General features: G+C 71.4%; 15 protein-coding genes and 1 pseudogene. 11 read left to right on the forward strand and 5 right to left on the reverse strand.

Annotated features, from left to right (window positions below; genetic code table 11):
- Positions 1-26: 26 nt before the first annotated feature.
- Both J2N69_RS32635 and J2N69_RS32640 read left to right on the forward strand, forming a co-directional pair.
- A complete protein-coding gene (locus tag J2N69_RS32635) occupies positions 27-1,241 on the forward strand; it encodes an acetyl-CoA C-acetyltransferase (RefSeq protein ID WP_230903924.1) in 1,215 nt (404 codons plus the stop codon).
- A 242-nt stretch (positions 1,242-1,483) separates the two neighbouring features.
- Positions 1,484-3,655: a 3-hydroxyacyl-CoA dehydrogenase NAD-binding domain-containing protein gene (locus J2N69_RS32640; RefSeq protein ID WP_230903925.1), complete on the forward strand. Its 2,172-nt coding sequence runs from the start codon at positions 1,484-1,486 to the stop codon at positions 3,653-3,655.
- Positions 3,656-3,706: 51 nt separating this feature from the next.
- On the opposite strand, the gene J2N69_RS32645 is transcribed toward J2N69_RS32640, so the two are convergent.
- Positions 3,707-4,477, reverse strand: a complete 771-nt coding sequence (locus J2N69_RS32645; RefSeq protein ID WP_230903926.1) for a MerR family transcriptional regulator — start codon at positions 4,475-4,477, stop codon at positions 3,707-3,709.
- A 202-nt stretch (positions 4,478-4,679) separates the two neighbouring features.
- On the opposite strand from J2N69_RS32645, the gene J2N69_RS32650 reads away from it, so the two are divergent.
- From J2N69_RS32650 to J2N69_RS32665, 4 genes are all read left to right on the forward strand, one after another.
- A complete protein-coding gene (locus J2N69_RS32650; RefSeq protein ID WP_230903927.1) occupies positions 4,680-6,494 on the forward strand; it encodes an AMP-dependent synthetase/ligase in 1,815 nt (604 codons plus the stop codon).
- Between the two features lie 160 nt (positions 6,495-6,654).
- Entirely contained in the window at positions 6,655-8,136 is a 1,482-nt protein-coding gene (locus tag J2N69_RS32655; protein WP_230903928.1) for an amino acid permease, read from the forward strand.
- Between the two features lie 295 nt (positions 8,137-8,431).
- The gene (locus J2N69_RS32660; RefSeq protein ID WP_230903929.1) at positions 8,432-9,229 is read left to right on the forward strand and encodes an alpha/beta fold hydrolase; all 798 of its coding nucleotides are present in this window, start codon (positions 8,432-8,434) and stop codon (positions 9,227-9,229) included.
- Between the two features lie 216 nt (positions 9,230-9,445).
- Complete coding sequence (locus J2N69_RS32665) at positions 9,446-10,369, forward strand: oxygenase MpaB family protein (protein ID WP_230903930.1); 924 nt, start codon at positions 9,446-9,448, stop codon at positions 10,367-10,369.
- Between the two features lie 79 nt (positions 10,370-10,448).
- Here J2N69_RS32665 and J2N69_RS32670 read toward each other — a convergent pair whose 3' ends face one another.
- On the reverse strand, positions 10,449-11,996 hold the full coding sequence (locus J2N69_RS32670; RefSeq protein WP_230903931.1) for a M1 family metallopeptidase: 1,548 nt from the start codon (positions 11,994-11,996) through the stop codon (positions 10,449-10,451).
- Positions 11,997-12,197: 201 nt separating this feature from the next.
- Here J2N69_RS32670 and J2N69_RS32675 point away from each other — a divergent pair, with 201 nt between their 5' ends.
- The 5 genes from J2N69_RS32675 to J2N69_RS32695 all read left to right on the forward strand — a co-directional run bounded on the left by J2N69_RS32675 (position 12,198) and on the right by J2N69_RS32695 (position 20,355).
- A complete protein-coding gene (locus J2N69_RS32675) occupies positions 12,198-14,177 on the forward strand; it encodes a Xaa-Pro dipeptidyl-peptidase (RefSeq protein ID WP_230903932.1) in 1,980 nt (659 codons plus the stop codon).
- Positions 14,174-15,454, forward strand: a complete 1,281-nt coding sequence (locus J2N69_RS32680; RefSeq protein ID WP_230903933.1) for a M14 family metallopeptidase — start codon at positions 14,174-14,176, stop codon at positions 15,452-15,454. The genes J2N69_RS32675 and J2N69_RS32680 overlap by 4 nt, the downstream gene beginning before the upstream one ends.
- Before the next feature lie 137 nt (positions 15,455-15,591).
- Entirely contained in the window at positions 15,592-17,265 is a 1,674-nt protein-coding gene (locus tag J2N69_RS32685; protein ID WP_230903934.1) for a BCCT family transporter, read from the forward strand.
- A gap of 100 nt (positions 17,266-17,365) precedes the next feature.
- The gene (locus tag J2N69_RS32690) at positions 17,366-18,394 is read left to right on the forward strand and encodes an oxidoreductase (RefSeq protein WP_230903935.1); all 1,029 of its coding nucleotides are present in this window, start codon (positions 17,366-17,368) and stop codon (positions 18,392-18,394) included.
- 302 nt (positions 18,395-18,696) lie between these two features.
- Positions 18,697-20,355 carry an ABC-F family ATP-binding cassette domain-containing protein gene (locus J2N69_RS32695; RefSeq protein WP_230903936.1) on the forward strand — a complete coding sequence of 553 codons (1,659 nt, stop codon included), beginning with the start codon at positions 18,697-18,699 and terminating at the stop codon, positions 20,353-20,355.
- Between the two features lie 20 nt (positions 20,356-20,375).
- Here J2N69_RS32695 and J2N69_RS32700 read toward each other — a convergent pair whose 3' ends face one another.
- From J2N69_RS32700 to J2N69_RS32710, 3 genes and pseudogenes are all read right to left on the reverse strand, one after another.
- Positions 20,376-22,844: a Tex family protein gene (locus tag J2N69_RS32700; protein ID WP_230903937.1), complete on the reverse strand. Its 2,469-nt coding sequence runs from the start codon at positions 22,842-22,844 to the stop codon at positions 20,376-20,378.
- A gap of 114 nt (positions 22,845-22,958) precedes the next feature.
- A pseudogene (locus tag J2N69_RS32705) lies at positions 22,959-23,087 on the reverse strand (LPFR motif small protein); the annotation flags it as partial.
- Between the two features lie 104 nt (positions 23,088-23,191).
- Entirely contained in the window at positions 23,192-24,082 is an 891-nt protein-coding gene (locus J2N69_RS32710) for an SCO6745 family protein (protein WP_230903938.1), read from the reverse strand.
- Positions 24,083-24,141: the final 59 nt, after the last annotated feature.

Consider the following 24,141-nt stretch of genomic DNA (forward strand, 5'->3'; position numbering starts at 1 on the left):
TCCCGGACACCCTGAAAGGCACACGCGTGACCACCGAAGCGTACGTATACGACGCGATCCGCACCCCGCGCGGACGCGGCAAGGCCAGTGGCGCCCTGCACGGCACCAAGCCGATCGACCTCGTCGTCGGCCTGATCCACGAGCTGCGGGACCGGTTCCCCGGGCTCGACCCGGCCGCCATCGACGACATCGTCCTCGGTGTGGTCGGGCCCGTCGGTGACCAGGGCTCCGACATCGCGCGGATCGCGGCCATCGCGGCCGGTCTGCCCGACACGGTCGCGGGCGTGCAGGAGAACCGCTTCTGTGCCTCGGGCCTGGAGGCGGTCAACCTCGCCGCCATGAAGGTCCGTTCGGGCTGGGAGGACCTGGTCCTCGCGGGCGGCGTCGAATCGATGTCGCGGGTGCCGATGGCCTCCGACGGCGGCGCCTGGTTCAACGACCCGATGACGAACTTCGACACGAACTTCGCGCCGCAGGGCATCGGCGCCGACCTCATCGCCACCATCGAGGGCTTCTCGCGGCGGGACGTCGACGAGTACGCGGCCCTCTCCCAGGAGCGCGCCGCCGCGGCCTGGAAGGACGGCCGCTTCGCCAGGTCCGTCGTCCCCGTCAAGGACCGCAACGGCCTCGTCGTCCTCGACCACGACGAGCACATGCGCCCCGGCACCACGGCCGACTCCCTCGCCGGGCTGAAGCCGTCCTTCAAGGACATCGGCGACATGGGCGGCTTCGACGCGGTCGCGCTGCAGAAGTACCACTGGATCGAGGAGATCGACCACGTCCACCACGCGGGCAACTCCTCCGGCATCGTCGACGGCGCCTCGCTGGTCGCCGTCGGCACCAAGGCGGTCGGCGAGCGGTACGGCCTCACCCCGCGCGCGCGGATCGTCTCCGCGGCCGTCTCCGGCTCCGAGCCGCTGATCATGCTGACCGGGCCCGCGCCCGCGACGCGCAAGGCGCTGGCCAAGGCCGGGCTCACCATCGACGACATCGACCTCGTCGAGATCAACGAGGCGTTCGCGGCGGTCGTGCTGCGCTTCGTGAAGGACATGGGGCTGTCCCTGGACAAGGTGAACGTAAACGGTGGCGCGATCGCACTCGGGCATCCGCTGGGGGCGACCGGGGCGATGATCCTCGGCACGCTGGTCGATGAGCTGGAGCGGCGGGACCTTCGGTACGGGTTGGCCACGTTGTGCGTGGGGGGTGGCATGGGCATCGCCACGATCGTGGAACGGCTGTAGGGCTACGCGCCGTTAGGAGCTGGGGTGCGTCGCCGACCGCGGGTGCGTCGTGGTCGCTCGCGCAGTTCCCCGCGCCCCTGAGGCAGCGGCTTCGCCGCGCCTCATGAAGGCGCACGCAGTGCGTCCTTCAGGGGCGCGGGGAACTGCGCGACCAGCCCCCACCGGCGGTCCGTCGGCCACGATCCCCAGCCGCCCTCCCCAGACTCCGCCCCCCCCGACACAGACCTCCCGGAGACACAGACATGACCGAAAGCACGACCATCCGCTGGGAACAGGACGACACCGGTGTCGTCACCCTCGTCCTGGACGACCCCAACCAGTCCGCCAACACCATGAACCAGGCGTTCAAGGACTCCATCGCGGCGATCGCCGACCGCGCCGAGGTCGAGAAGGAGTCGATCCGCGGCATCATCTACACCTCCGCCAAGAAGACCTTCTTCGCGGGCGGCGACCTCAAGGAAATGATCAAGGTCGGGCCCGAGAACGCCCAGCAGGCGTTCGAGACGGGCAACGCCATCAAGAACTCGCTGCGCCGCATCGAGACCCTCGGCAAGCCCGTCGTCGCCGCCATCAACGGCGCGGCGCTCGGCGGCGGTTACGAGATCGCCCTCGCCGCCCACCACCGCGTCGCCCTGGACGCGCCCGGCTCCAAGATCGGCCTGCCCGAGGTCACCCTCGGCCTGCTGCCGGCCGGTGGCGGCGTCACCCGCACCGTACGCCTCATGGGCATCACGGACGCGCTCCTGAAGGTGCTCCTCCAGGGCACCCAGTACAACCCGAAGCGCGCCCTGGAGAACGGCCTCGTCCACGAACTGGCCGCCACTCCCGAGGAGATGCTCGACAAGGCCCGCGCCTTCATCGACGCCAACCCCGAGTCGCAGCAGCCCTGGGACAAGCCCGGCCACCGCATCCCGGGCGGCACCCCGGCCCACCCCAAGTTCGCGGCGAACCTGCCCGCGTTCCCCGCCAATCTCAAGAAGCAGCTCGCGGGCGCCCCCTACCCGGCCCCGCGCAACATCCTGGCCGCGGCCGTCGAGGGCTCCCAGGTCGACTTCGAGACGGCGCTGACCATCGAGGCCCGGTACTTCACCGAGTTGGTCACCGGCCAGACCGCCAAGAACATGATCCAGGCGTTCTTCTTCGACCTCCAGGCCGTCAACTCCGGCGCCAACCGACCCAAGGACATCGAGCCGCGCCAGGTCCGCAAGGTCGCCGTCCTCGGCGCCGGGATGATGGGCGCGGGCATCGCGTACTCCTGCGCCCGCGCGGGCATCGAGGTGGTCCTCAAGGACGTCTCCGAAGAGGCGGCGGCCAAGGGCAAGGGCTACTCCGAGAAGCTCTGCGCCAAGGCCGTCCAGCGCGGACGGACGACGCAGGAGAAGGCGGACGCGCTGCTCGCCCGCATCACCCCTACCGCCGACCCGCAGGCGCTCGCCGGCTGCGACGCCGTGATCGAGGCGGTGTTCGAGGACACCTCGCTCAAGCACAAGGTGTTCCAGGAGATCCAGGAGATCGTCGAGCCGGACGCGCTGCTCTGCTCCAACACCTCCACCCTGCCGATCACCACGCTCGCCGAGGGCGTCACGCGCCCCGCCGACTTCATCGGGCTGCACTTCTTCTCGCCCGTCGACAAGATGCCGCTCGTGGAGATCATCAAGGGCGAGCGGACCGGCGACGCGGCACTCGCCCGCGCGTTCGACCTCGTACGCCAGATCAACAAGACGCCGATCGTCGTCAACGACTCGCGCGGCTTCTTCACCTCGCGCGTCATCGGGCAGTTCATCAACGAAGGCGTCGCGATGGTCGGCGAGGGCATCGAGCCCGCCTCCGTCGAGCAGGCCGCCGCGCAGGCGGGCTACCCGGCGAAGGTGCTGTCCCTGATGGACGAGCTGACCCTCACCCTGCCCCGCAAGATCCGCAACGAGACGAAGAAGGCCGTCGAGGCGGCGGGCGGCACCTGGGCGGGCCACCCCTCGGACAGCGTCATCGACCGCATGGTGGACGAGTTCGAGCGGCCCGGCCGCAGCGGGGGAGCGGGCTTCTACGACTACGAGGACGGCAGGCGCGGCAAGCTCTGGCCGGGCCTGCGCGAGCACTTCACCAAGCCGGGGCACGAGATCCCGTTCCAGGACATGCAGGAGCGCATGCTCTTCTCCGAGGCGCTCGACACGGTGCGTCTCCTGGAGGAGGGCGTCCTGACGTCGGTGGCCGACGCCAACATCGGCTCCATCCTCGGCATCGGCTTCCCCGGCTGGACGGGCGGCGTGCTCCAGTACATCAACGGCTACGAAGGCGGCCTCCCCGGCTTCGTGGCACGCGCGCGTGAGCTGGCCGAGCGCTACGGAGAGCGGTTCATGCCGCCCGCGCTGCTGGTCGAGAAGGCGGAGAAGGGCGAGAAGTTCAGCGACGACTGACCTCGCGCCGACGGTGTGCGGGGGTGGCCGGGCTCGCCGAGAGCTGTCCCTTCAGCTCTCCTTGAGCCACTCCCGCAGCTCCTCCTTGAGCGACCGCTGGAACGCCGTCACCAGCGCCTGCACCACCATCGGCTGCATATGGGCCGACAGCGACCGCATCGCCGCCACGTGCTCCGGGTCCGACTCGCGCTCGCGGTAGGGGCCCCACACCTCGTCACGGAAGAGGCGGGACAGCTCGTGCGCGGCCGAACGCGTGTGCTCCAGCAACACCGTGCGCGCCGCCAGGATCGTCTCGTGCGCGATCGGTACGTCCAGCAGCTGCACCCCGAGGCGCAGCAGCCCCAGATCCACGCGGTACGTCCCCGGGACCTCCGTCCGGGCGAGCACGCTCATCGCCGCGAGCCGGTCCAGGTCCTCCTCGCCCAGCGTGCGCCCCGCCCTGCGCTCCAACTCGGCGCGCGGCACGTCCTCGGCGGAGTCGGGCGCCCAGGAAGCCACCAGCGCACGGTGGATGGCCAGGTCGTGCGCGCTCAGGTCGGGCGGCAGCTGCTCCAGATACCGCTCTATCGCGGCGAGCGTCATGCCCTGCTGCTGCAACTCCTCGATCAGCGCGAGCCGGGACAGGTGGTCCTGGCCGTAGTGCCCGACGCGGCGCGGCCCGATCACCGGCGGAGGCAGCAGCCCCCTGGTGCCGTAGAAGCGGATCGTGCGGACCGTCACGCCCGCGCGCGCGGCCAGCTCGTCGACCGTGAACGTCGGTTCCTCGGCGCCGCGCCGCGCCGCCCCCGCGTCCGTCGACACGCTTTCGGTGTCCGTCGCCATCGCAGCGCCCTCCCTCCCCGGCCGGCTCCGGCGGACCTCTCGCCGGTCCCGCGGCAATCCGGTCCAACAGTATTGCTGGCACACCAGTGTTGTGAAACCCTCCGGGCCAGTCACGTGCTCCGTCCACATGCTCCGTCGCGCGCCCCGCGAAGCCACAGTCACGCGTCCGCTCACGCCCAGCCGATGGCACCAGGAGGCGGTCATGACCACGCCCTTGCGACTTCCCGCAGACCCCGCCGGCATCACGCTCCCCGCCCTGCTGCTCCGCAACGCCGAGGACCACGGTGACCTCCCGGCGCTGTCGTGGCGCTCGGGCGAGGGGTGGTCGACGCTCACCTGGCGCGAGGCGCGGCGCGAGGTCGCCGTTCTCGCCGCCGGGTACGCCGCACTCGGCGTCAAACCCGGCGAGCACGTCCTGATGATGCTGGGCAACCGCCCCGAGCACTGGCTGAGCGACCTCGCCCTGACCCACCTCGGCGCCGTCCCCGTCACCGTGTACGGCACCTCCGCCCCCGAACAGGTCGCGCACATCGTCCGGCACAGCGGGGCCCGCCTCGCGATCGTCGAGGGCGCCGGGGAGCTGCCGCGCTGGGAGCCGCTGCTCGCGGACGCCACGGCCCCGCTGGAACGGCTCGTCGTCGTCGAGGCCGCCGAGGCGGAGGAGCACCGTACGTACGGCTCGCTGCACGCCACGGGCGCCCGACTCCTCGACCCCGAGGCCTTCGAGAAGGCGTGGCGCGGAATCCGGCCGAGCGACGCGCTCACCGTCGTCTACACCTCCGGCACCACCGGCGACCCCAAGGGCGTACGCCTCACCCACCGCAACGTCCTGGTGGGCGGCGTCGCCCTGGACGCCGTCGTCGACTTCCCCGAGCACGTCGGCCACATCTGCTACCTGCCGTTCGCGCACATCGCGGAGCGGCTGCTCGGCATCTACCTGCCGGTGCTGCGCGCCGGACACGTCTACCTGTGCGCCGACCCGGCCCAGGTCGCCGCCACCGCACGTGAGCTGCACCCCTTCCAGTTCTTCGGCGTCCCGCGCGTGTGGGAGAAGCTCGCCGCGTCCGTACGGGGGGCGCTCGCCGGACTGCCGGCGGAGTGGCGGCGCGCGGTCGAGGCGGCGAACGAGACGGCCCGCGCGCACGTCGCCTGCCGGGAGCGCGGCGAGCAGCCGTCCGCCGAGCTGGAGGCCGCGTACCGGCGGGCCAAGGAAGAGGTGCTCGATCCGCTGCTCGCGCTCGCCGGCTTCGACCGCCTGGTGTGGACCGCGAGCGCCTCGGCGCCGATGCCGCTGGACGTCGCCCGCTTCTGGGCCGGCTTCGGCCTGGTGATCATGGACGCGTGGGGGCTCACCGAGACCTCCGGAGTGGTCACGGCCAACGTCCCCGACGCGTTCCGCCTCGGCTCGGTGGGCCGCCCGCTCGACGGCATGGAGATCCGCACCGCCGGCGACGGCGAGATCCTGGTCCGCGGCGCCACCGTCTGCGACGGCTACCTGCGGCCCGACGGCGGTGTCGACAGCGCCTGTGACGCCGACGGCTGGTTCGCCACCGGCGACATCGGACGGATCGACGAGGACGGCTTCCTCTGGCTCACCGACCGCAAGAAGGACATGATCGTCACCTCGACCGGCAAGAACGTCTCGCCCGCCCTCGTGGAGAACGCGCTCAAGGAGCACCCGCTGATCGGCCAGGCCTTCGTGCACGGCGACGGCCGCTCCTACCTGGTGGCGCTCCTCGTCCTGGACCCGGAGCTGGCTCCCGCCTGGGCCGCGGCGCGTGGCATCGAGGGCGACCTCGCCACCCTCGTCTCCCACCCGGCCGTACGGGAGGAGACCGACCGTGCCGTGGCCGCCGCCAACGCACGCCTCAACCGCACCGAGCAGATCAAGCGCCACCGCCTCCTCGCCGAGGAGTGGAGCCCCGGGACGGGCGAGCTGACGCCGTCCCTGAAGCTGCGCCGCCGGGCCGTCCTTGCCAAGTACCAGCAGGTCATCGACGCTCTGTACACCCCCTGACCAGCATGTGAGAAGTCCCGCTATGTGACGTGCGCCACCGCGTGGACGGGGGCCTCTGAGGGAAGGTGTCCCGTCGGTCCGCGCGCGTCAGGGGTGTCGTGGGCCGGAGCACCATCCGGACCCCGGAGCTCTTCCGGGCACCAGAGAGTAGATCCCCCACGTGAGCAAGGAAGCCGTAGATTCGGCCGCCCTGGACGCATCCCGCACAGATGCGTCCCAGGCCCCCGCGGACGCGGGCGACGCCGGTTACAGCAAGGACCTCAAGGCCCGTCACGTCAACATGATCGCCATCGGTGGCGCGATCGGCACTGGGCTCTTTCTCGGGGCGGGCGGCCGCCTCCACTCGGCGGGCCCCGCGCTCGCCCTCGCGTACCTCGTGTGCGGCATCTTCGCGTTCTTCGTCGTCCGCGCCCTCGGCGAGATGGTGCTCTACCGTCCGTCGTCCGGCTCCTTCGTGAGCTACGCGCGTGAGTTCCTCGGTGAGAAGGGCGCTTACTTCGCCGGTTGGATGTACTTCCTCAACTGGTCGACCACGTGCATCGCCGACATCACGGCGATCGCCCTGTACACGCACTACTGGAGCTTCTTCACCGACATCCCCCAGTGGGTGCTCGCGCTGATCGCCCTCGCGGTGGTGCTCTCCGTGAACCTCATCTCGGTGAAGTACTTCGGCGAGATGGAGTTCTGGTTCGCGATCATCAAGGTCGCCGCGCTGACCGCCTTCATGATCATCGGCGTCTTCCTGCTGGCCAGCCAGCACGAGGTGGGCGGCGGCAAGCCCGGCCTGAGCATGATCACCGACCACGGCGGCTTCCTGCCCAACGGCATGATGCCGGTCGTGATCGTGATGCAGGGCGTCGTCTTCGCGTACGCCTCGCTGGAGCTGGTCGGCGTCGCGGCGGGCGAGACCAAGGACCCGCAGAAGATCGTCCCGCGCGCGGTGAACTCGATCATGTGGCGCGTGGGCCTCTTCTACGTCGGCTCCGTCGTCCTCCTCGCGCTGCTGCTGCCGGGCTCCGTGTACTCGGCGGACCAGAGCCCGTTCGTGACGGTGCTGTCCAAGATCGGCGTCCCGGCCGCCGGTGACGTGATGAACTTCGTGGTCCTCACCGCGGCCATGTCCTCGCTGAACTCCGGCCTGTACTCCACCGGCCGCATCCTGCGCTCGATGGCGATGGCGGGCTCCGCCCCCAAGTTCACCGCGAGGATGAACCGCAACCAGGTGCCCTACGGCGGCATCCTGCTCACCGCCTCCATCGGCGTGCTCGGCGTCGGCCTGAACCGCATCGTCCCGGACCAGGCCTTCGAGATCGTCCTCAACGTCGCCTCGCTCGGCATCATCGGCACCTGGGTCATGATCATGGTGTGTCACCTGGCCTTCGTGCGCCGCGCGAAGGAAGGCCTGATCACCCGGCCGAAGTTCCGCCTGCCCGGCAGCGGGATCACCGAGTACGTGACGATCGCGTTCCTGCTGGCCGTCCTCTGCCTGATGTGGCAGGACGCCGAGGTGGGCCGCAAGACGCTGTTCCTGATCCCGATCGTGGGCGTGGCCCTGGTCATCGGCTGGCTCGGTGTCAGGAAGCGGGTGGACCGTGAGGCGCGGGGCCTCACGGAGCCGCCGCAGGAGAAGCAGGACCGGTAGAAGCCGGTAGAAAACGGTGGCGGCGGCCGTGTGACGGCCGTTGTCAGTGGCAGCCCTTACGGTGGCGTCATGTCGGAGATCACGTGTCTCCGGGGTGATGCCACCGCGCTGTTGTACGAGGGCGTCCCTGGCCAGGCGCCCGGGTTTGCAGATGGGCCTGATCCGATAGGCGTGATCCGTTAGGCGTGATCCGTTAGGCGTGATCCGACGGGTTCCGGTCGCGGGGTGTACGCATTCGGGTCCTCGTGGGGCCCGAACCCTGGCGGCCTCGCCCTCATCGCCACAGACTCGGCACATGGACGCGATGGTGTCGGTCAAGGACGGCGAGGTCTGGGCGCACGACTCGGGCGCACCCGACGGCAAGGCCGCCGGTGGCCCGCTGCCCCTGGTCCTCCTGCACCCGGGGGTCGGCGACTCCCGCATCTGGGACCCGGTCCTGCCCCGCCTCACGGAGCGGCACCGCGTGATCCGTTACGACGCCCGGGGGTACGGCAGGTCGCCGGCGCCGACAGCGCCGTACTCCCTGGTCAAGGATCTGATCGCCGTCCTCGACCACTTCGGTGTCGCCCGGGCGGTCCTCGCGGGGTCGAGCATGGGCGGCGCGACGGCCATCAGCCTCGCCCTCCGCGACCCCGCGCGGGTGGCGGCCCTCGCGCTGGTGGTCCCGGGCGTCACGGGTGCCGAGGAACTCGTCTCGCGCGCGTTCACGGCCGAGGTCGGGAGGCTCGCCGAGGCGGGCGACATCGAGGGCATCGTGGCGCTGACGCTGCGCACCTCGGCCGCCGGGGGCTCCGGGGACGACCCTGAGGCCGAGGCGCACATCAGGTCGGTGATCCCGGCGTGGTTCGCCAACCACCCGCACCACGTGCCGGACCCGCCCGCCTTCGACCGGCTCGGCGAACTCGACGTGCCGTGTGTCCTCGTCCTCGGGGAACGCGACCGGCCCGAGGTGGTCCGGACGAACGAGATCATGGCCGACCGCATCCCCGGCTGCCGCGTCGTCCGCCTCGCGCACAGCGACCACTTCCCGACCCTGCGCGAACCGGAAGCGGTCACGGAGGCGATCCTGGAGGCGTACGCGGCCGTGACCTGACCTCGTGGCTGACCTGACGCGTCTGGTGGCGCGGTCTTCGTTCGCCCCTGTTGCCCCCGTACGCAGGCCTGCGCGGCCATCCGCCCCGCGCGCCCCCCCGCGGACAGCCGATGCCCCGCCCGTCGCATACTGGAACACGCACCACCCGGGCACGGCCCCGCAGGCGAGACGCCTCACCCGCCGCGCCCGACCCCGCACGGCCGAGGAGCACGTCGCATGAAGCCCCACGACGACCGCGGCGGCCGCGACGACCGTGAGCATCGCGACGACATCGCCCGCCGCGATCACCGCAACGCAGACCCCGCCCCACCCCCACCCGGCGGCATCCTCTGGAGCATCGCGGGGGACCTCCGCGCGCTCCTGATGCTGCCCTCCGCGCTCGCCATGCAGGTCGCGCACCCCGCGGTCGGCGCGGGCGTCGACGCGTACTCGGTGTTCCGGACCGACCCGTGGGGCCGGGGCGAGCGCTCGCTGCGGTCGGCCCTGCTGTGGGTGTACGGCGGCGACGAGGCGGCCGCGGAGGGCCGCAGGCTCCGTACGCTGCACCGTTCCATCCAGGGCACGGACACCCGCGGCCGCCGCTACCACGCGCTCATGCCCGCCCCGTACGCCTGGGTCCACGCCACCGGATTCCCCGTCTACCGGCACGCGCAGCGCTACCTCGGCCGCCCCTTCACCGAGGCGCAGGAGCGGCAGCTCTACGCGGAGTGGCTCCAGGTCGGGCGGATACTCGGCATCCGCGACCGGGACATGCCCCAGACGCCGGAGGAGTTCTGGCCGTACTACCGCAAGGTCCTGGCCGACGAACTCGAACTGACGGCCGTCGTCCGGGAGCTGACCGGCACCGACGCCCCCGTCCCGCCGCCGGACCGGGGCCCGCGCCCCGTACGCCCCCTGCTCAGGGCCCTGTGGCCGCTCGTGCTGCCCCCGCTGACCCGCTTCCGCCGCTTCCTCACGATCGGCCTCATGCCTCCGGACGCGCGGCAGGCGCTCGGCCTGCCCTGGACGCCCCGCCAGGAGCGCGCCCTGCGCCGCTTCGGCCTGGTGGTCCGGACCCTGGTGCCGCTGCTGCCCGAACGGCTGCGCTACCTGCCGCTCGCGCGGCGGGCCCGAGCACGGCACCGCGCCGCCCGGCGGTGAGCCCGGACGGCGCGGCACCTCAAACGTCAGCGCATCCACACACGTCGCTACGACAGCAGTACGTCAGGACGTCGAACCGTCAGTGCTTGTGCCCACGGCCCTGCTTCGCACCATGCTTGTCACCACGCCCGTCACCGTGATCGTGCACACCGTTCGTCGCGGCGATCTGCTTCCACGACTTCGGCTTCGTCGGCGCCGCCGACGACCGGGTGAGCCCGGCGTCCCGAGCGGTCGGCGCGTCCGGCCGCGCCGGCTCGTACAGCCAGGTGTCGAAGAGCGCGGCGAGCGGCTTGCCCGAGATCTTCTCGGCGTACTTCACGAAGTCGCCCACCTTGGCGTTGCCGTACGCGAACTGCTGCGGCCAGCCCTTGAGGATGGCGAAGAAGTCCTCGTCGCCGATCTCGTTGCGCAGCGCCTGGAGGGCGAGCGCGCCCCGGTCGTACACCGCGACGTGGAACTGCTTGTCCGGGCCCGGGTCACCCGGCTTGACCGTCCAGAACGGGTCGTCGGCGCCCCGCTGCGCGTACACGTAGTCCGCCAGCTCCTGCGCCGTCCCCTCGCCCTCCTTCTCGGACCACAGCCACTGGCTGTAGCGGGCGAAGCCCTCGTTGACCCAGATGTCCTTCCAGTGGTGCACGGAGACGCTGTCGCCGTACCACTGGTGAGCCAGTTCGTGCACGACGATGGAGGCGTTGGAGCCGTTCGCGAACGCGGCCGGGCTGTAGAAGGGCCGCGTCTGGGTCTCCAGGGCGTAGCTGCTCTTCACGTTCGGGACGTACCCGCCGAGCGCGTTGAAGGGGTACTTGCCGAAGATTGTCTCCAGCCACTCCGCGACCTCGGTGGTCCGCTCGATGCTGGCCCGCGCGGCGCCCGCGTTGTCGCCGAGGTCCTTGCTGTAGGCGTTGAGGACCGGCAGGCCGCTCTCCGTCTTGTCGGTCGTGATGTCGAACTTCCCGACCGCGAGCGTGGCGAGGTAGCTCGCCTGCGGCTTGTTGGAGCGCCAGTTGAAGCGGGTCCAGCCGAGCCGCGAACTCTGGGACTGCAGAACGCCGTTGGAGATCGCCTGGGTGCCGTCGGGCACCGAGACCGACACGTCGTACGTCGCCTTGTCCAGCGGGTGGTCGTTGGAGGGGAACCACCACGCGGCGGCCTCCGGCTCCTGCGCCGCGACGCCGCCGTCCGGCGTGCGGTGCCAGGCCGTGTAACCGCCGATCTTCAGCTCGGACGGCTTGCCCGCGTACCGCACCACGACGGTGACGGGCGTGCCCTTGGGGAGGCCCGCGGCCGGGGTGATCTCCAGCTCCTGGTCGCCGGTCTTCGCGAACTTCGCCTTCTTGCCGTTGACCCGCACCTCGGAGACCTTCAGGCCGAGGTCGAGGTTGAAGCGCGAGAGGTTCTGCGTGGTGCGGGCGTTGATCGTGGCCGTGCCTTCGAGCAGGTCGGTCACGGGCTGGTACTTCAGCCTCAGGTCATAGTGTGAGACGTCGTAGCCGCCGTTGCCGCTGGCCGGGTAATAGGGATCGCCGATGCCCGGGGCCCCGGGGGAGAAGTCCGCGGCCGATGCCGGGATCGCCAGCAGCGCGAGAGAGGCCGCGAGCGCGCCCGGGGCGATGAATCTGCGGTGCACGTCAAGCTCCAAGTCGTAGGGGCACAAGATCGGTTCTTCTGTTCGACGAGCCTATTCAGCCCTTGCCGCGGTCGTCATGTCCATGGCCTCGTCTGTCACACGATCGCCATTCGGTCGACATGTGCCGTGATGCCCCATGCGCCCGTCACGGTCCGTGCGGCCCTCTGTCGCCCGGCAGTTCACCCGTGTACCTTCCGCGCCATGCCGATACGTGCGCGACACACCCGCCGCCTCCGAGGGCCGCTGCTGACGGCGGTCCTGGCCGCCCTTCTCGCCACCCTCATCTCCCCGGGCGCCGTCCAGGCCTCGGCGTCGCCGGGCCAGGCGCCCCGCCCCGCGGGCGAGAGCAGGCCCGTGTACTCGTACGAGGACGCCATCCGCGAGTCCGTCTGGGTCGACACCCGGATCGACGGGGATGCGGACGGCAGGACCGACCGCGTCGCCGTCGACATCATCCGGCCCCGGGAGACGGACCGTACGGGCCGCCGCATTCCGGTCATCATGGACGCCAGCCCCTACTACGCGTGCTGCGGGCGCGGCAACGAGAGCCAGAAGAAGACGTACGACGAGAACGGCGACCCCGTCCAGTTCCCGCTCTACTACGACAACTACTTCGTCCCGCGCGGCTACGGCTACGTCGCCGTCGACCTCGCCGGAACCAACCGCTCCGACGGCTGCGTCGACGTCGGCGGCCGCTCCGACGTCCAGTCGGCCAAGGCCGTGGTCGACTGGCTGAACGGCCGCGCCCGCGGCTACACCAGCCGCACCGGTCACGAACCCGCGCAGGCCTCCTGGACCAACGGACGCACCGGGATGATCGGCAAGAGCTACGACGGCACCGTCGCCAACGGCGTGGCCGCCACCGGCGTCAAGGGCCTGAAGACCATCGTGCCGATCGGTGCCATCTCCTCCTGGTACGACTACTACTTCGCCAAGGGAGCCCCGCTCTTCGGCAGCGGCCCCGACGGCCTCGCACGGGCCGTGGAGAGCCCCGAGGCCCGCGCCCGCTGCGGCGCCGTCAAGCAGCGCCTGGTCGACGGCGCGCCCCGCAGCGGCGACTGGACCCGCCTGTGGAGCGAGCGCGACCACGTCCCGGACGCAGGCAAGGTGCGGGCCAGCGTCTTCGCCGTCCACGGCATGCAGGACCTGAACGTCCGCACCAAGCACTTCGGCCAGTGGTGGGACGCCCTCGCCGCGCACGGCGTCGACCGCAAGCTCTGGCTCAGCCAGGCCGGCCACGTCGACCCCTTCGACTTCCGCCGCGCGGAGTGGGTGCGCACCCTGCACCGCTGGTTCGACCACGAACTCCTCGGCATCGACAACGGCATCGACCGCGCACCGATGGCCGACATCGAGCGCGCCCCCGACCGCTGGACCACCGACCGCGTCTGGCCCCCGCGCGGCACGGACACCGTCAGGCTCCGCCCCGCCAAGGGCACCGCACCGGGCGTCGGCACCCTCGGCCCGCGCCCCGGCAAGGGCACCGAGACCTTCACCGACGACCCGAGGCTGAACGAGACCGACTGGGCCGAGCGCGTCCACACCACCACGCCCGCCAAGGCCGGGTTCATCAGCAGGCCGCTCGCCCGCGACATGCGCCTGTCCGGCTCCTCCCAGGTCACGGTCACGGTAACCCCCACCACCCGCACCGCCCACCTCTCCGCGGTCCTCGTCGACCTCGGACCCGCCACCATCCGCGACTACGCCGACGACGACGAGGGCATCACCACGCTCCCTGAGCGCAGCTGCTGGGGCGCGAGCACCGCCGGCGACAGCGCCTGCTTCAAGAAGACGGCGGCGAAGACCGCCGCCGTCCAGCACACGATCTTCAGCCGTGGCTGGGCCGACCTCGGCAACTGGGCCGACGCGGACCGCGGCCGGCCGCTCACCCCCGGCAAGCCGCACACCATCACCCTCGACCTCGCCGCGAGCGACCACGTCGTGCCCAAGGGCCACCGCCTCGCGCTGATCGTCGCGGGCACCGACAAGAACCTCATCGAACCGCCCGCCGACAGGCCGACACTCACCGTCGACCTGGCCCGTACGTGGGCGAAGGTGCCCCTGGTCGGCGGCGCGAAGGCGTTCACCACCTCCGCATCCGTCACCCCCCGCGCACCCCGTCTCGACGGCGTGGCCCCGCCGCGTCCGCTCAACCCCGTACCCGGAGGCAGCACTTCATGACACCGCGCATCCGCACCCTGGCGCTGGCCTGCGCCACCGTCGCGCTCGCCGCGCCGCTCCTGACGGTGCCCGCCCGGGCGACACCGACCCCGCCCCGTACGGGCTTCGAGGAGAGCGACGGCGCCCGCTGGACCAGCCTGCCGGAGGAACAGCGGTTCCTGGCCACCGTCGACAAGGCGAGCGACCGGGTCTCCGTCTCCCGCATCGGCACCACCGAGCAGAACCGCCCCCTGCAACTGGTCCGCATAGCCGAACGCCCCACCCGCAGCACCGTGTTGCTGATATGCAGCCAGCACGGCGACGAACCCTCCGGCCGCGAGGCCTGCCTGTCGACGATCCGCGACCTGGCGTACGCGCAGGACAGGAAGACCCGGCGCTTCCTGGAGCGCACCACGCTCCTCGTCGTCCCCACCGCCAACCCGGACGGCCGCGCCGCCGACACGCGCGGCAACTCCGACGGCGTCGACATCAACCGCGACCACATCGCCCTGAAGACCGCGGAGGGCCGCGCCCTGGCCGCCGTGATCCGCGACCACAAGCCCGACGTCATCTACGACCTGCACGAGTACGGCTCCACCCCCAAGTACTACGACAAGGACCTCTTCGACCTCTGGCCCCGCAACCTCAACACCGACGAGGCGGTGCACCAGGAGGCCCGGACCCTGTCGAAGGCGTACGTACGGCCGGCCGCGGCGGCCGACGGGTACACGACGGGCACCTACGGCATCTGGACCGACCCGGTCACGGGCGAGCCCGTCAAGCAGACCGCGGGCGACGGCCAGGAGCGCATCCTGCGCAACGTCTCCGGCATCAAGCACGCGGCGGGCCTGCTCATCGAGAGCCGCGTCGACCCGGTCACCGAGGCCGAGAAGAAGGACGAGGCGCTCAACAACCGCCGCCGCGTGGCGTCCCAGGCCTCCGCGCTGAGCGGCCTCTTCACCTACTCGGACCAGCGGCGCACCCGCCTGGAGCGCGCCACCGACGCGGCCCGCGCCGAGGGCCACCGCGACCGCGGCCCGGTCTACCTCGGCGGCGCCGACAACGACCCCGCCGAACCGTCCGAGGTCATCCAGGACCCGCCCTGCGGCTACCGCCTGGACGCCGCCCAGTACGCCGACATCAAGGACGAACTGGCCCTGCACGGCGTCACGGTGAAGCGCCGGAAGGCGGGCGCCTACGTCCCGCTGCGGCAGTCCGCGCGGGCCCTCGTACCGCTCCTGCTCGACGAACGTGCGCCATATCACATGGTCACAGCTCGGCCCGACATGAGCTGTTGAACGGCAGAGATGTGCGTCACATGTGGTAGGGGGTAACGGGAACAAAGTCTCGACGCAATCGATCGACCCCTTGAAAGGTGTCACCTGTGACGCAGGATCAGCGACAAGCGGACGACGGGGGAGGGCCCCAGGAAATCATGGCGCCCGCCCCCGGCGGACGGTCCCCGGGCACGGACCGGGTGGTGTTCGGCGTCACCGCCGTGCTCACCCTGGCGTTCGTGGTCTGGGGCGCGGTGGCGACGGACTCGCTGGAGAACGTCACCACCGACATGCTCAACGGCCTGATGCACAACGGCGGTTGGTTCTTCATGCTGACCGCCACGGGCTTCGTCGTCTTCGCGCTCTGGCTGGCCGTCAGCCGGTACGGGAAGATCACCCTCGGAAAGGAGGGGGAGGAACCGGAGTTCCGCACCGTCTCCTGGGTCGCCATGATGTTCAGCGCCGGTATGGGCATCGGCCTGATGTTCTACGGAGTGAGCGAGCCCCTGGCCCACTTCACCGCGCCACCGCCGGGCACCGACCCGGCAGACTCGGCCGCCGCGATGGAGACGTCGCTGGCCACCACCCTCTTCCACTGGACGCTCCACCCGTGGGCGATCTACGCGGTCGTGGGGCTCGCCATCGCGTACAGCACCTTCCGGCGCAACCGGCGCCAGACCATCAGCGCCGTCTTCGAACCGCTCATCGGCAAGAAGCACGCCCACGGCGCCTGGGGCCGGGTCATCGACATCCTGGCCATCTTCGCCACGCTCTTCGGCTCGGCCGCCTCGCTCGGCCTCGGCGCCCTGCAGATCGGCAGCGGCATCGAGGTGCTCGACTGGATGGACGACGCCGGCACCGGCCTGCTCGTCGTGATCATCGCCGTGCTGACCCTGGCCTTCGTGGCGTCCGCCGTCTCCGGGGTGGAGAAGGGCGTCCAGTGGCTGTCCAACATCAACATGGTGCTCGCGCTGCTGCTCGTCGTCTTCGTGTTCATCGCGGGCCCGACCGTCATCATGCTCGACATGCTGCCGACCTCGCTCGGCGCCTACCTCGACCAACTGCCCCAGCTGATCGGCCGCACCGAGGCCTCCAGCGGCAAGGGAGTCGCGGACTGGCTGAGCAGCTGGACGGTCTTCTACTGGGCGTGGTGGATCTCCTGGACGCCCTTCGTCGGCATGTTCATCGCGCGGATCAGCCGCGGCCGGACGATCCGCCAGTTCGTCGGCGGCGTCATCCTGGTGCCCAGCACGGTCAGCCTCATCTGGTTCGCGGTCTTCGGCGGCAGCGCCATGACGGTCGCGGACCGCGGCGGCCTCAAGGACCAGGCGACCCCGGAGGCGCAGCTCTTCGGCCTGCTCCACGAGTACCCGATCGCCACCGTCACCAGCCTCCTGGTGATGATCCTCGTCGGCATCTTCTTCGTGTCCGGCGCGGACGCCGCGTCGATCGTGATGGGCACGCTCTCCCAGAAGGGCGCGCTCGAACCGGGCCGGTTCATGGTGGTCTTCTGGGGCATGGTGACCGGCGCCGTCGCGGCGATCATGCTGCTGATCGGTGACGGCTCGGACGACGCGCTGACAGGCCTGCGCAACCTCACCATCCTGGTCGCGGCACCCTTCACCATCGTCATGATCGGGATGTGCGTGTCCCTGATGCGGGACCTGCGCCACGACCCGCTGATCGTACGCGGCGAGCACGGCACGGAAGCCGTCGAGAAGGCCGTGATCGCGGGCCACGCGCAGTATGACGGCGACTTCGAGATCCGCATCGGCCCCGCCCAGGACGAGGACGGTCCGGAGCCGGACAACGCCCCGGTCAAGACCGGCTGACCGCCCCGGGAGGCGGCACGCACCACGCGTGCCGCCTCCCGCTCGAGCCCAATGTGTCCTGCCGTGCTCACATCATGCTCCGGGTGGGGATACTCACCACATGTCTGCCGAGTACGCGACCTTCGGTCTGGCGCCGGCCATACGAGCCGGTGGAGTTCTCGCCAACGGTGACGTCCAAGTGCACCGGGACTTCGTCGACTTCATCGTGAACGGGCGTCCTCTGCTGTTCCAGCTCTCCGACCTCGACGCGGTGTCGCCCCTGGCCGCCGACATCCCGCCCGCCATCTTCACGGCACACGTACGCCGACTCCTCCTCGAAGCCCGGGCACCACTGCGCGAGGGCCGTTACGTCATCTACGGCTGCCCCGAATGCGAGGACCTGGCGTGCGGCGCGGTCACCGCGGTCATCGAAAAGGCCCCGGACAGCGACGACTTCATCTGGCGCGACTTCGCCTGGCAGACCGCGGAACCCGCCGACCTGGAACGCAACGGCTACCACGGCATCGGGCCCTTCCGCTTCCGCGGCGCCCAATACCGCGAAGCCCTCGGCCAGTTGCTCGCCGACGAGCCGCGCCCCCGCCGCCGGGTCCTGCTGATCGGCGCCCGCGTCGCGCTCCTCGCCAAGCTGGCGGCGGCCCTGCGCACGATCGGCATCGGCGCGGAGATCGCGGCGGACGCGGCGGACGTCCCACCTGACGAACTGCGCACCTACGGCGCCGTCGCCTTCGGCCGCAAGGTCACCGACGAGACCCGGCAGGCGGTGCGCGCGGCGTTCGACCGAGCGCGGGCGGAGGTGGCGTACGTCGACGGCCTCGCCCCGATCGTGCCGCTCCTGGTCGCCCAGATCGAACACGCCCTGGACCGCAGCCCCCAGGAACAGCGCCGCCTCACCGCCCTGGCGGCGTGCCGTGAGGCGGCCCGGCTGGAAGTCACCTCGACGTGCCGGGTCCAGCTGACCGCGTACCGCATGGACCGCTTGTCCCGCACCCACGTACACGAAGTCTTCGACGAGATCCTGGAGCCCGGAGAACACAGGGTCCCCCTGACCCCGAAGGCAACAAAGGGCAACTCCTACGTAGTGGCCCGCACCTCCACCAGCGTCTTGGTATCCCCCACAGCCACCCCATAGCCACGACCACCCCGCAGAGGACGCGCACTGACGACGTCCCGCAGCCGCGACCGAGGCGGAGAGGGCTGCACTGACGACGTCCCGCAGCCGCGAGCGCGCCGGAGGGGACGTGGGGGTAGGTGCGCGCGGAGCACAGTGGTGGTCACCAGGGCGCCGAAGCGGCAAAGGCCCCGCGCCAAGATGGCGAGCACGGACCTACCCCCGCGGCCCCGCCCCACCCGACACCCTCAGGCGCCCGAACCACGGACGCCCCTGAGGCACAGAAAGACCGAGCACCCCCCACCCGTAGAATCACCCCCCTGATGACCGCAACCCTCGTCGCCAAAGACCTCACCGCCGCCCACGGCGACCGCACCCTCTTCTCCGGCCTGGACCTGGTCGTCGCCCCCGGCGACGTCATCGGCCTGGTCGGCGCCAACGGCGCCGGCAAGTCCACCCTCCTGAGGCTGCTCGCCGGCCTCGACACCCCGGAAGCGGGAGAGCTGAGGCTGTCGCCCTCGTCCGCCGCCGTGGGCCACCTCCCCCAGGAGCCGGACCGCCGCCCAGGCGAGCCGATCCGCGCGTTCCTCGCCCGCCGCACCGGCGTCGCCGAGGCTCAGCGGATCATGGACGAGGCCACCCAGGCCCTGGTCGACGGCGCCCCGGGCGCGGACGACGCCTATGCGGACAGCCTGGAGCGCTGGCTGGCCCTCGGCGGCGCGGACCTCGACGAGCGCGCCGAGGAGGTCACCGCGTCGCTGGGCCTGACCGTCGGCCTGGACCAGGAGATGACGTCCCTGTCCGGCGGCCAGGCGGCCCGCGCCGGCCTCGCCTCCCTCCTCCTCTCCCGCTACGACGTGTTCCTCCTCGACGAGCCGACCAACGACCTCGACCTCGCGGGCCTCGACCGCCTGGAGGGCTTCGTCCGGGGCCTGCGCGCCGGCACGGTCGTCGTCAGCCACGACCGCGAGTTCCTCAGCCGCACCGTCACCAAGGTCCTCGAACTCGACCTGGCCCAGCAGCAGATCAACCTCTACGGCGGCGGCTACGACGCGTACCTGGAGGAGCGGGACGTGGCCCGCCGCCACGCCCGCGAGGAGTACGAGGAGTACGCCGACAAGAAGTCGGCGCTCCAGAGCCGCGCCCAGATGCAGCGCTCCTGGGCGGACAAGGGCGTCAAGAACGCCCGCCGCAAGGCGGCGAAGGCGGGTGGCGGCGACAACGACAAGATCGGCCGGAACTTCCGCGCCGACGCCAGCGAGAAGCAGGCCGCCAAGGCCCGCCAGACGCAGCGCATGATCGAACGCCTGGACGTCGTCGAGGAGCCCCGCAAGGAGTGGGATCTCCGCATGGAGATCGCGTCGGCGCCCCGCTCGGGCGCGGTCGTCGCGAGCCTGCGCGACGCGGAGGTGCGCCGGGGGACCTTCACCCTGGGCCCGGTCACCCTCCAGATCGACTGGGCGGACCGCGTGGCGATCACCGGAGCCAACGGCTCGGGCAAGTCGACGCTGCTCGGCGCCCTCCTGGGCCGGATCCCGCTGGACGCGGGCCACGCCGCTCTCGGCTCCGGCGTCCTCGTCGGCGAAGTGGACCAGGCCCGGGCGCTGTTCCACGGCGAAGAGGCCCTGCTCGACGCGTTCTGCGCGGCCGTACCGGAGACGGAACCGGCGGAAGTCCGCACCCTGCTGGCGAAGTTCGGCCTGAAGGCGGACCACGTGCTGCGCTCGGCGGCCACGCTGTCGCCCGGCGAACGCACCCGCGCGGCCCTCGCCCTGCTCCAGGGCAAGGGCGTCAACCTCCTGGTCCTGGACGAGCCGACCAACCACCTCGACCTGCCCGCGATCGAGCAGCTGGAGTCGGCCCTGGAGGCCTACGAGGGCACCTTGCTGCTGGTCACGCACGACCGCAGGATGCTGGACGCGGTCAGCGTGACGCGCCGCCTGGAGGTGACGGAGGGCAGAGTGACGGAACTGTCACTCTGACCCCCGCCGCCGCACGAGACTCAGCGTCCCTTCGGGTCCACCAGCCCCGCCCGCCGCAACGCCTCGGCCATCGCGTCGTTGGCGGGCGGCGGCCCCTGCCGCTGCGGCTTCTGCCCCCGCTGACCCTGACCGCCACGCTGACCCTGACCGCCACGCTGGCCTTGGCCACCGCGCTGCCCCTGACCGCCTTGACCCTGCCCCTGACCCTGCCGCCGCTGCTGAGGCGGACGCCCGCCCCGCTTCGGCTGCTCCCCGCCGGCGTCGCCCGAGGGGCCCGTCTCGTCGTCGAGCCGCAGCGTCAGCGAGATCCGCTTGCGCGGGATGTCGACGTCCATGACCTTGACCTTGACGATGTCGCCGGGCTTGACCACATCGCGCGGGTCCTTGACGAAGTTCTTGGACATGGCGGAGACGTGCACCAGACCGTCCTGGTGGACGCCGACATCCACGAACGCCCCGAACGCGGCGACGTTCGTGACGACGCCTTCGAGTACCATCCCGGCGGCCAGGTCGGAGATCTTCTCGACGCCGTCCTTGAAGGTGGCCGTCTTGAACGCGGGACGCGGGTCGCGCCCGGGCTTCTCCAGCTCCTTCAGGATGTCCGTGACCGTGGGCAGCCCGAAGACGTCGTCCACGAACTCATCGGGCCGCAGCGAACGCAACGCGGCCGTGTTCCCGATCAGCGAAGAGACCGCGCCGCCCGCCGACTTCACCATCTTGCGCACCACCGGATAGGCCTCCGGGTGCACGCTGGAGGCGTCCAGCGGATCGTCGCCGCCGCGGATGCGCAGGAAGCCGGCGCACTGCTCGTACGCCTTGGGGCCGAGCCGGGGCACGTCCTTGAGGCCCTTGCGGCTCTTGAACGGGCCGTTGGCGTCCCGGTGCGCCACGATGTTCTCCGCGAGGCCGGAGCCGATGCCGGACACACGGGCGAGCAGGGGAGCGGAGGCCGTGTTCACGTCCACCCCCACGCCGTTCACACAGTCCTCGACGACGGCGTCGAGCGAACGCGACAGCTTCACCTCCGACAGGTCGTGCTGGTACTGGCCGACGCCGATGGACTTCGGGTCGATCTTCACCAGCTCGGCGAGCGGGTCCTGGAGCCGCCGCGCGATGGAGACCGCGCCGCGGATGGAGACGTCGAGGTCCGGCAGCTCCTGCGAGGCGAAGGCCGAGGCGGAGTACACGGAGGCGCCCGCCTCCGAGACCATCACCTTGGTGAGGTTCAGCTCCGGGTGCTTCGCGATGAGGTCGGCGGCCAGCTTGTCGGTCTCACGCGACGCCGTGCCGTTCCCGATCGCGATCAGCTCGACCGCGTGCTCCTCGGCGAGCCGCGCGAGCGTGGCCAGGGACTGGTCCCACTTGTTGGCCGGGACGTGCGGGTGGATCGTGTCGGTGGCGACGACCTTGCCGGTGGCGTCGACGACGGCGACCTTCACGCCCGTACGGAAGCCGGGGTCGAGGCCCAGCGTCGCGCGCGTGCCCGCGGGCGCCGCGAGCAGCAGGTCCCGCAGGTTCGATGCGAAGACCCGCACCGCCTCGTCCTCGGCGGCCGTACGCAGCCGCAGCCGCAGGTCGATGCCGAGGTGCACCAGCATGCGGGTCCGCCAGGACCAGCGCACGGTGTCCTGGAGCCACTTGTCCCCGGGACGCCCCCGGTCGGCGATGCCGAAGCGCCGGGCCACGATCCCCTCGTACGACGAAGGTCCTTCGGTGGGCTCTTCCGGCTCCAGGACGAGGTCGAGGACCTCTTCCTTCTCACCGCGCAGCATGGCGAGTACGCGGTGGGAGGGCAGCTCTGTGAAGGGCTCGGCGAAGTCGAAGTAGTCGGCGAACTTGGCGCCCGCCTCCTCCTTGCCCTCGCGGACCTTCGCGACGAGGCGCCCGCGGACCCACATGCGCTCGCGCAGCTCGCCGATGAGGTCGGCGTCCTCGGAGAAGCGCTCGGCGAGGATCGCGCGCGCCCCGTCCAGGGCGGCCTGCGGGTCCGCGACCCCCTTGTCGGCGTCCACGAACGCCGCGGCGGCGGCCTGCGGCTCCATGCCCGGGTCGGCGAGCAGACCGTCGGCCAGCGGTTCGAGCCCCGCCTCGCGGGCGATCTGCGCCTTGGTGCGCCGCTTCGGCTTGAAGGGCAGGTAGATGTCCTCCAGGCGCGCCTTGGTGTCCGCCTCGCGGATGCGCGCCTCCAGCTCGTCGGTGAGCTTGCCCTGCTCACGGACCGAGTCGAGGATCGCGGCGCGCCGGTCCTCCAGCTCACGCAGATAGCGCAGGCGCTCTTCGAGCGTGCGCAGCTGCGCGTCGTCGAGCATCTCGGTCGCTTCCTTGCGGTAGCGCGCGATGAAGGGCACCGTCGAACCGCCGTCGAGCAGGTCGACGGCGGCCTTCACCTGCCGCTCCCGCACGCCGAGCTCCTCGGCGATCCTGCCTTCGATGGACGAGGGATGGGACGAGGGGATGGACGAGGGGGTGGACGTCGTCAAAGCTGCCACGTTCCGGTACCGCCTTCTCACTGAGGTTGCCGGGCAATTGTGGCAGGTGGCACCGACAGCGGGTGATCAGACCCGGCGGGCCCGGCCCGTGCGGCCGGAACGCCCGCCGGCGCCCCGCCCGCCCCGCCCCGCGGAGCCGGCGGCTCCGCCGAACAGCCGGGCCAGCGCCCGGAAGGGCAGCGTGACGACCGTGGCGATGGCGCCGGCGATCTGACGCAGTATGTCGGCGATGGCACGGAACATGGGGATTCCCCTTTCGTCTCCCGGCGCGGCCGGAGCGGCGGCCAGGAGACGTACGGGTACCGCGGAGCCGGCGCGCCATGCCGCCGCGCCCTGCCGAGTGTTCCTCAGCCCTTGCCGACCAGGTCCGCGGGGAACGCCCCCGCCCGCAGCGCCGTGCCGATGAACGCGGTGCCCAGCTCCGTCAGCCGTTCGACGCCCGCCGCGCCCAGGTGCGCGTAGGGCGCCCGGTCCAGCCGGTCCGTCTCCTCCTCGATCTCGCGGCGCAGCGCCACACCGGCCTCCGTCAACTCGCCCTCGGCGTCGAGCAGTCCCCGGCCGCGCAGCCGCTCCTCGGCGACGTCCCACTCCTCCTGGTTCCAGCCCCGGGTGGAGAAGAGCCACTTCGGGGCGATGCCCTTGCCGGTGGCGGTGTGGCTCACGAGGGCTTCGAGGCCGTCGAGTTCGGCGCCGAGCAGGACGGTCAGGTGCCCGTCCCCGCGGTGCTCGCGCAGCAGCGTCGCCGCGTGCCAGTACGCGAGGTGCGGCTCCTCGGGGACGGGCAGATCGGCGTGCGCGGAGTACAGCGGACGCGCGGCGCGGGTGCAGGCCTCGGCGGCGCGCAGCGCGAGCCCGGCGGCCTCCGCCATCTCGGGGGAGGCGACGGCGTCCTCGCCGAGGAGCCTGCGCAGCGTCGCGTCGACGGCGCGCAGGCGCGCGGCGAGGACGTCCTTCGGCGCGGCGGCGCTCCACACCGCGGGCACGTGCGCCGCGACGAGTTCGTGCTTGTAGTTGTAGAAGGCGGCGGTCACGGTCCCCGCGCCGACGGGGCCCAGGGCCGCCGCGCGCACGGCGAAGTTGACGGCGCTGGGGTGCGTTATCCCGAGCCCGGCCAGCTCCCGCGTCACATCCGGCGAGAAGTAGTGCGTCGAGTGCAGCGAGTTGAGGATGTTGTGGCAGCGGCGTCCCGCGCGCGGGTGGGCCGAGGCGGCCGAGGACGAGGTCGTCGAAGAGGTCATGAGGGCACGGTACCTACTGGTTGGTATGGCGCTGTGGGGCGGCTGCCCGATGGCAGGAA

The organism is Streptomyces huasconensis, from assembly GCF_021028635.1.
GTDB lineage: Bacteria > Actinomycetota > Actinomycetes > Streptomycetales > Streptomycetaceae > Streptomyces > Streptomyces huasconensis.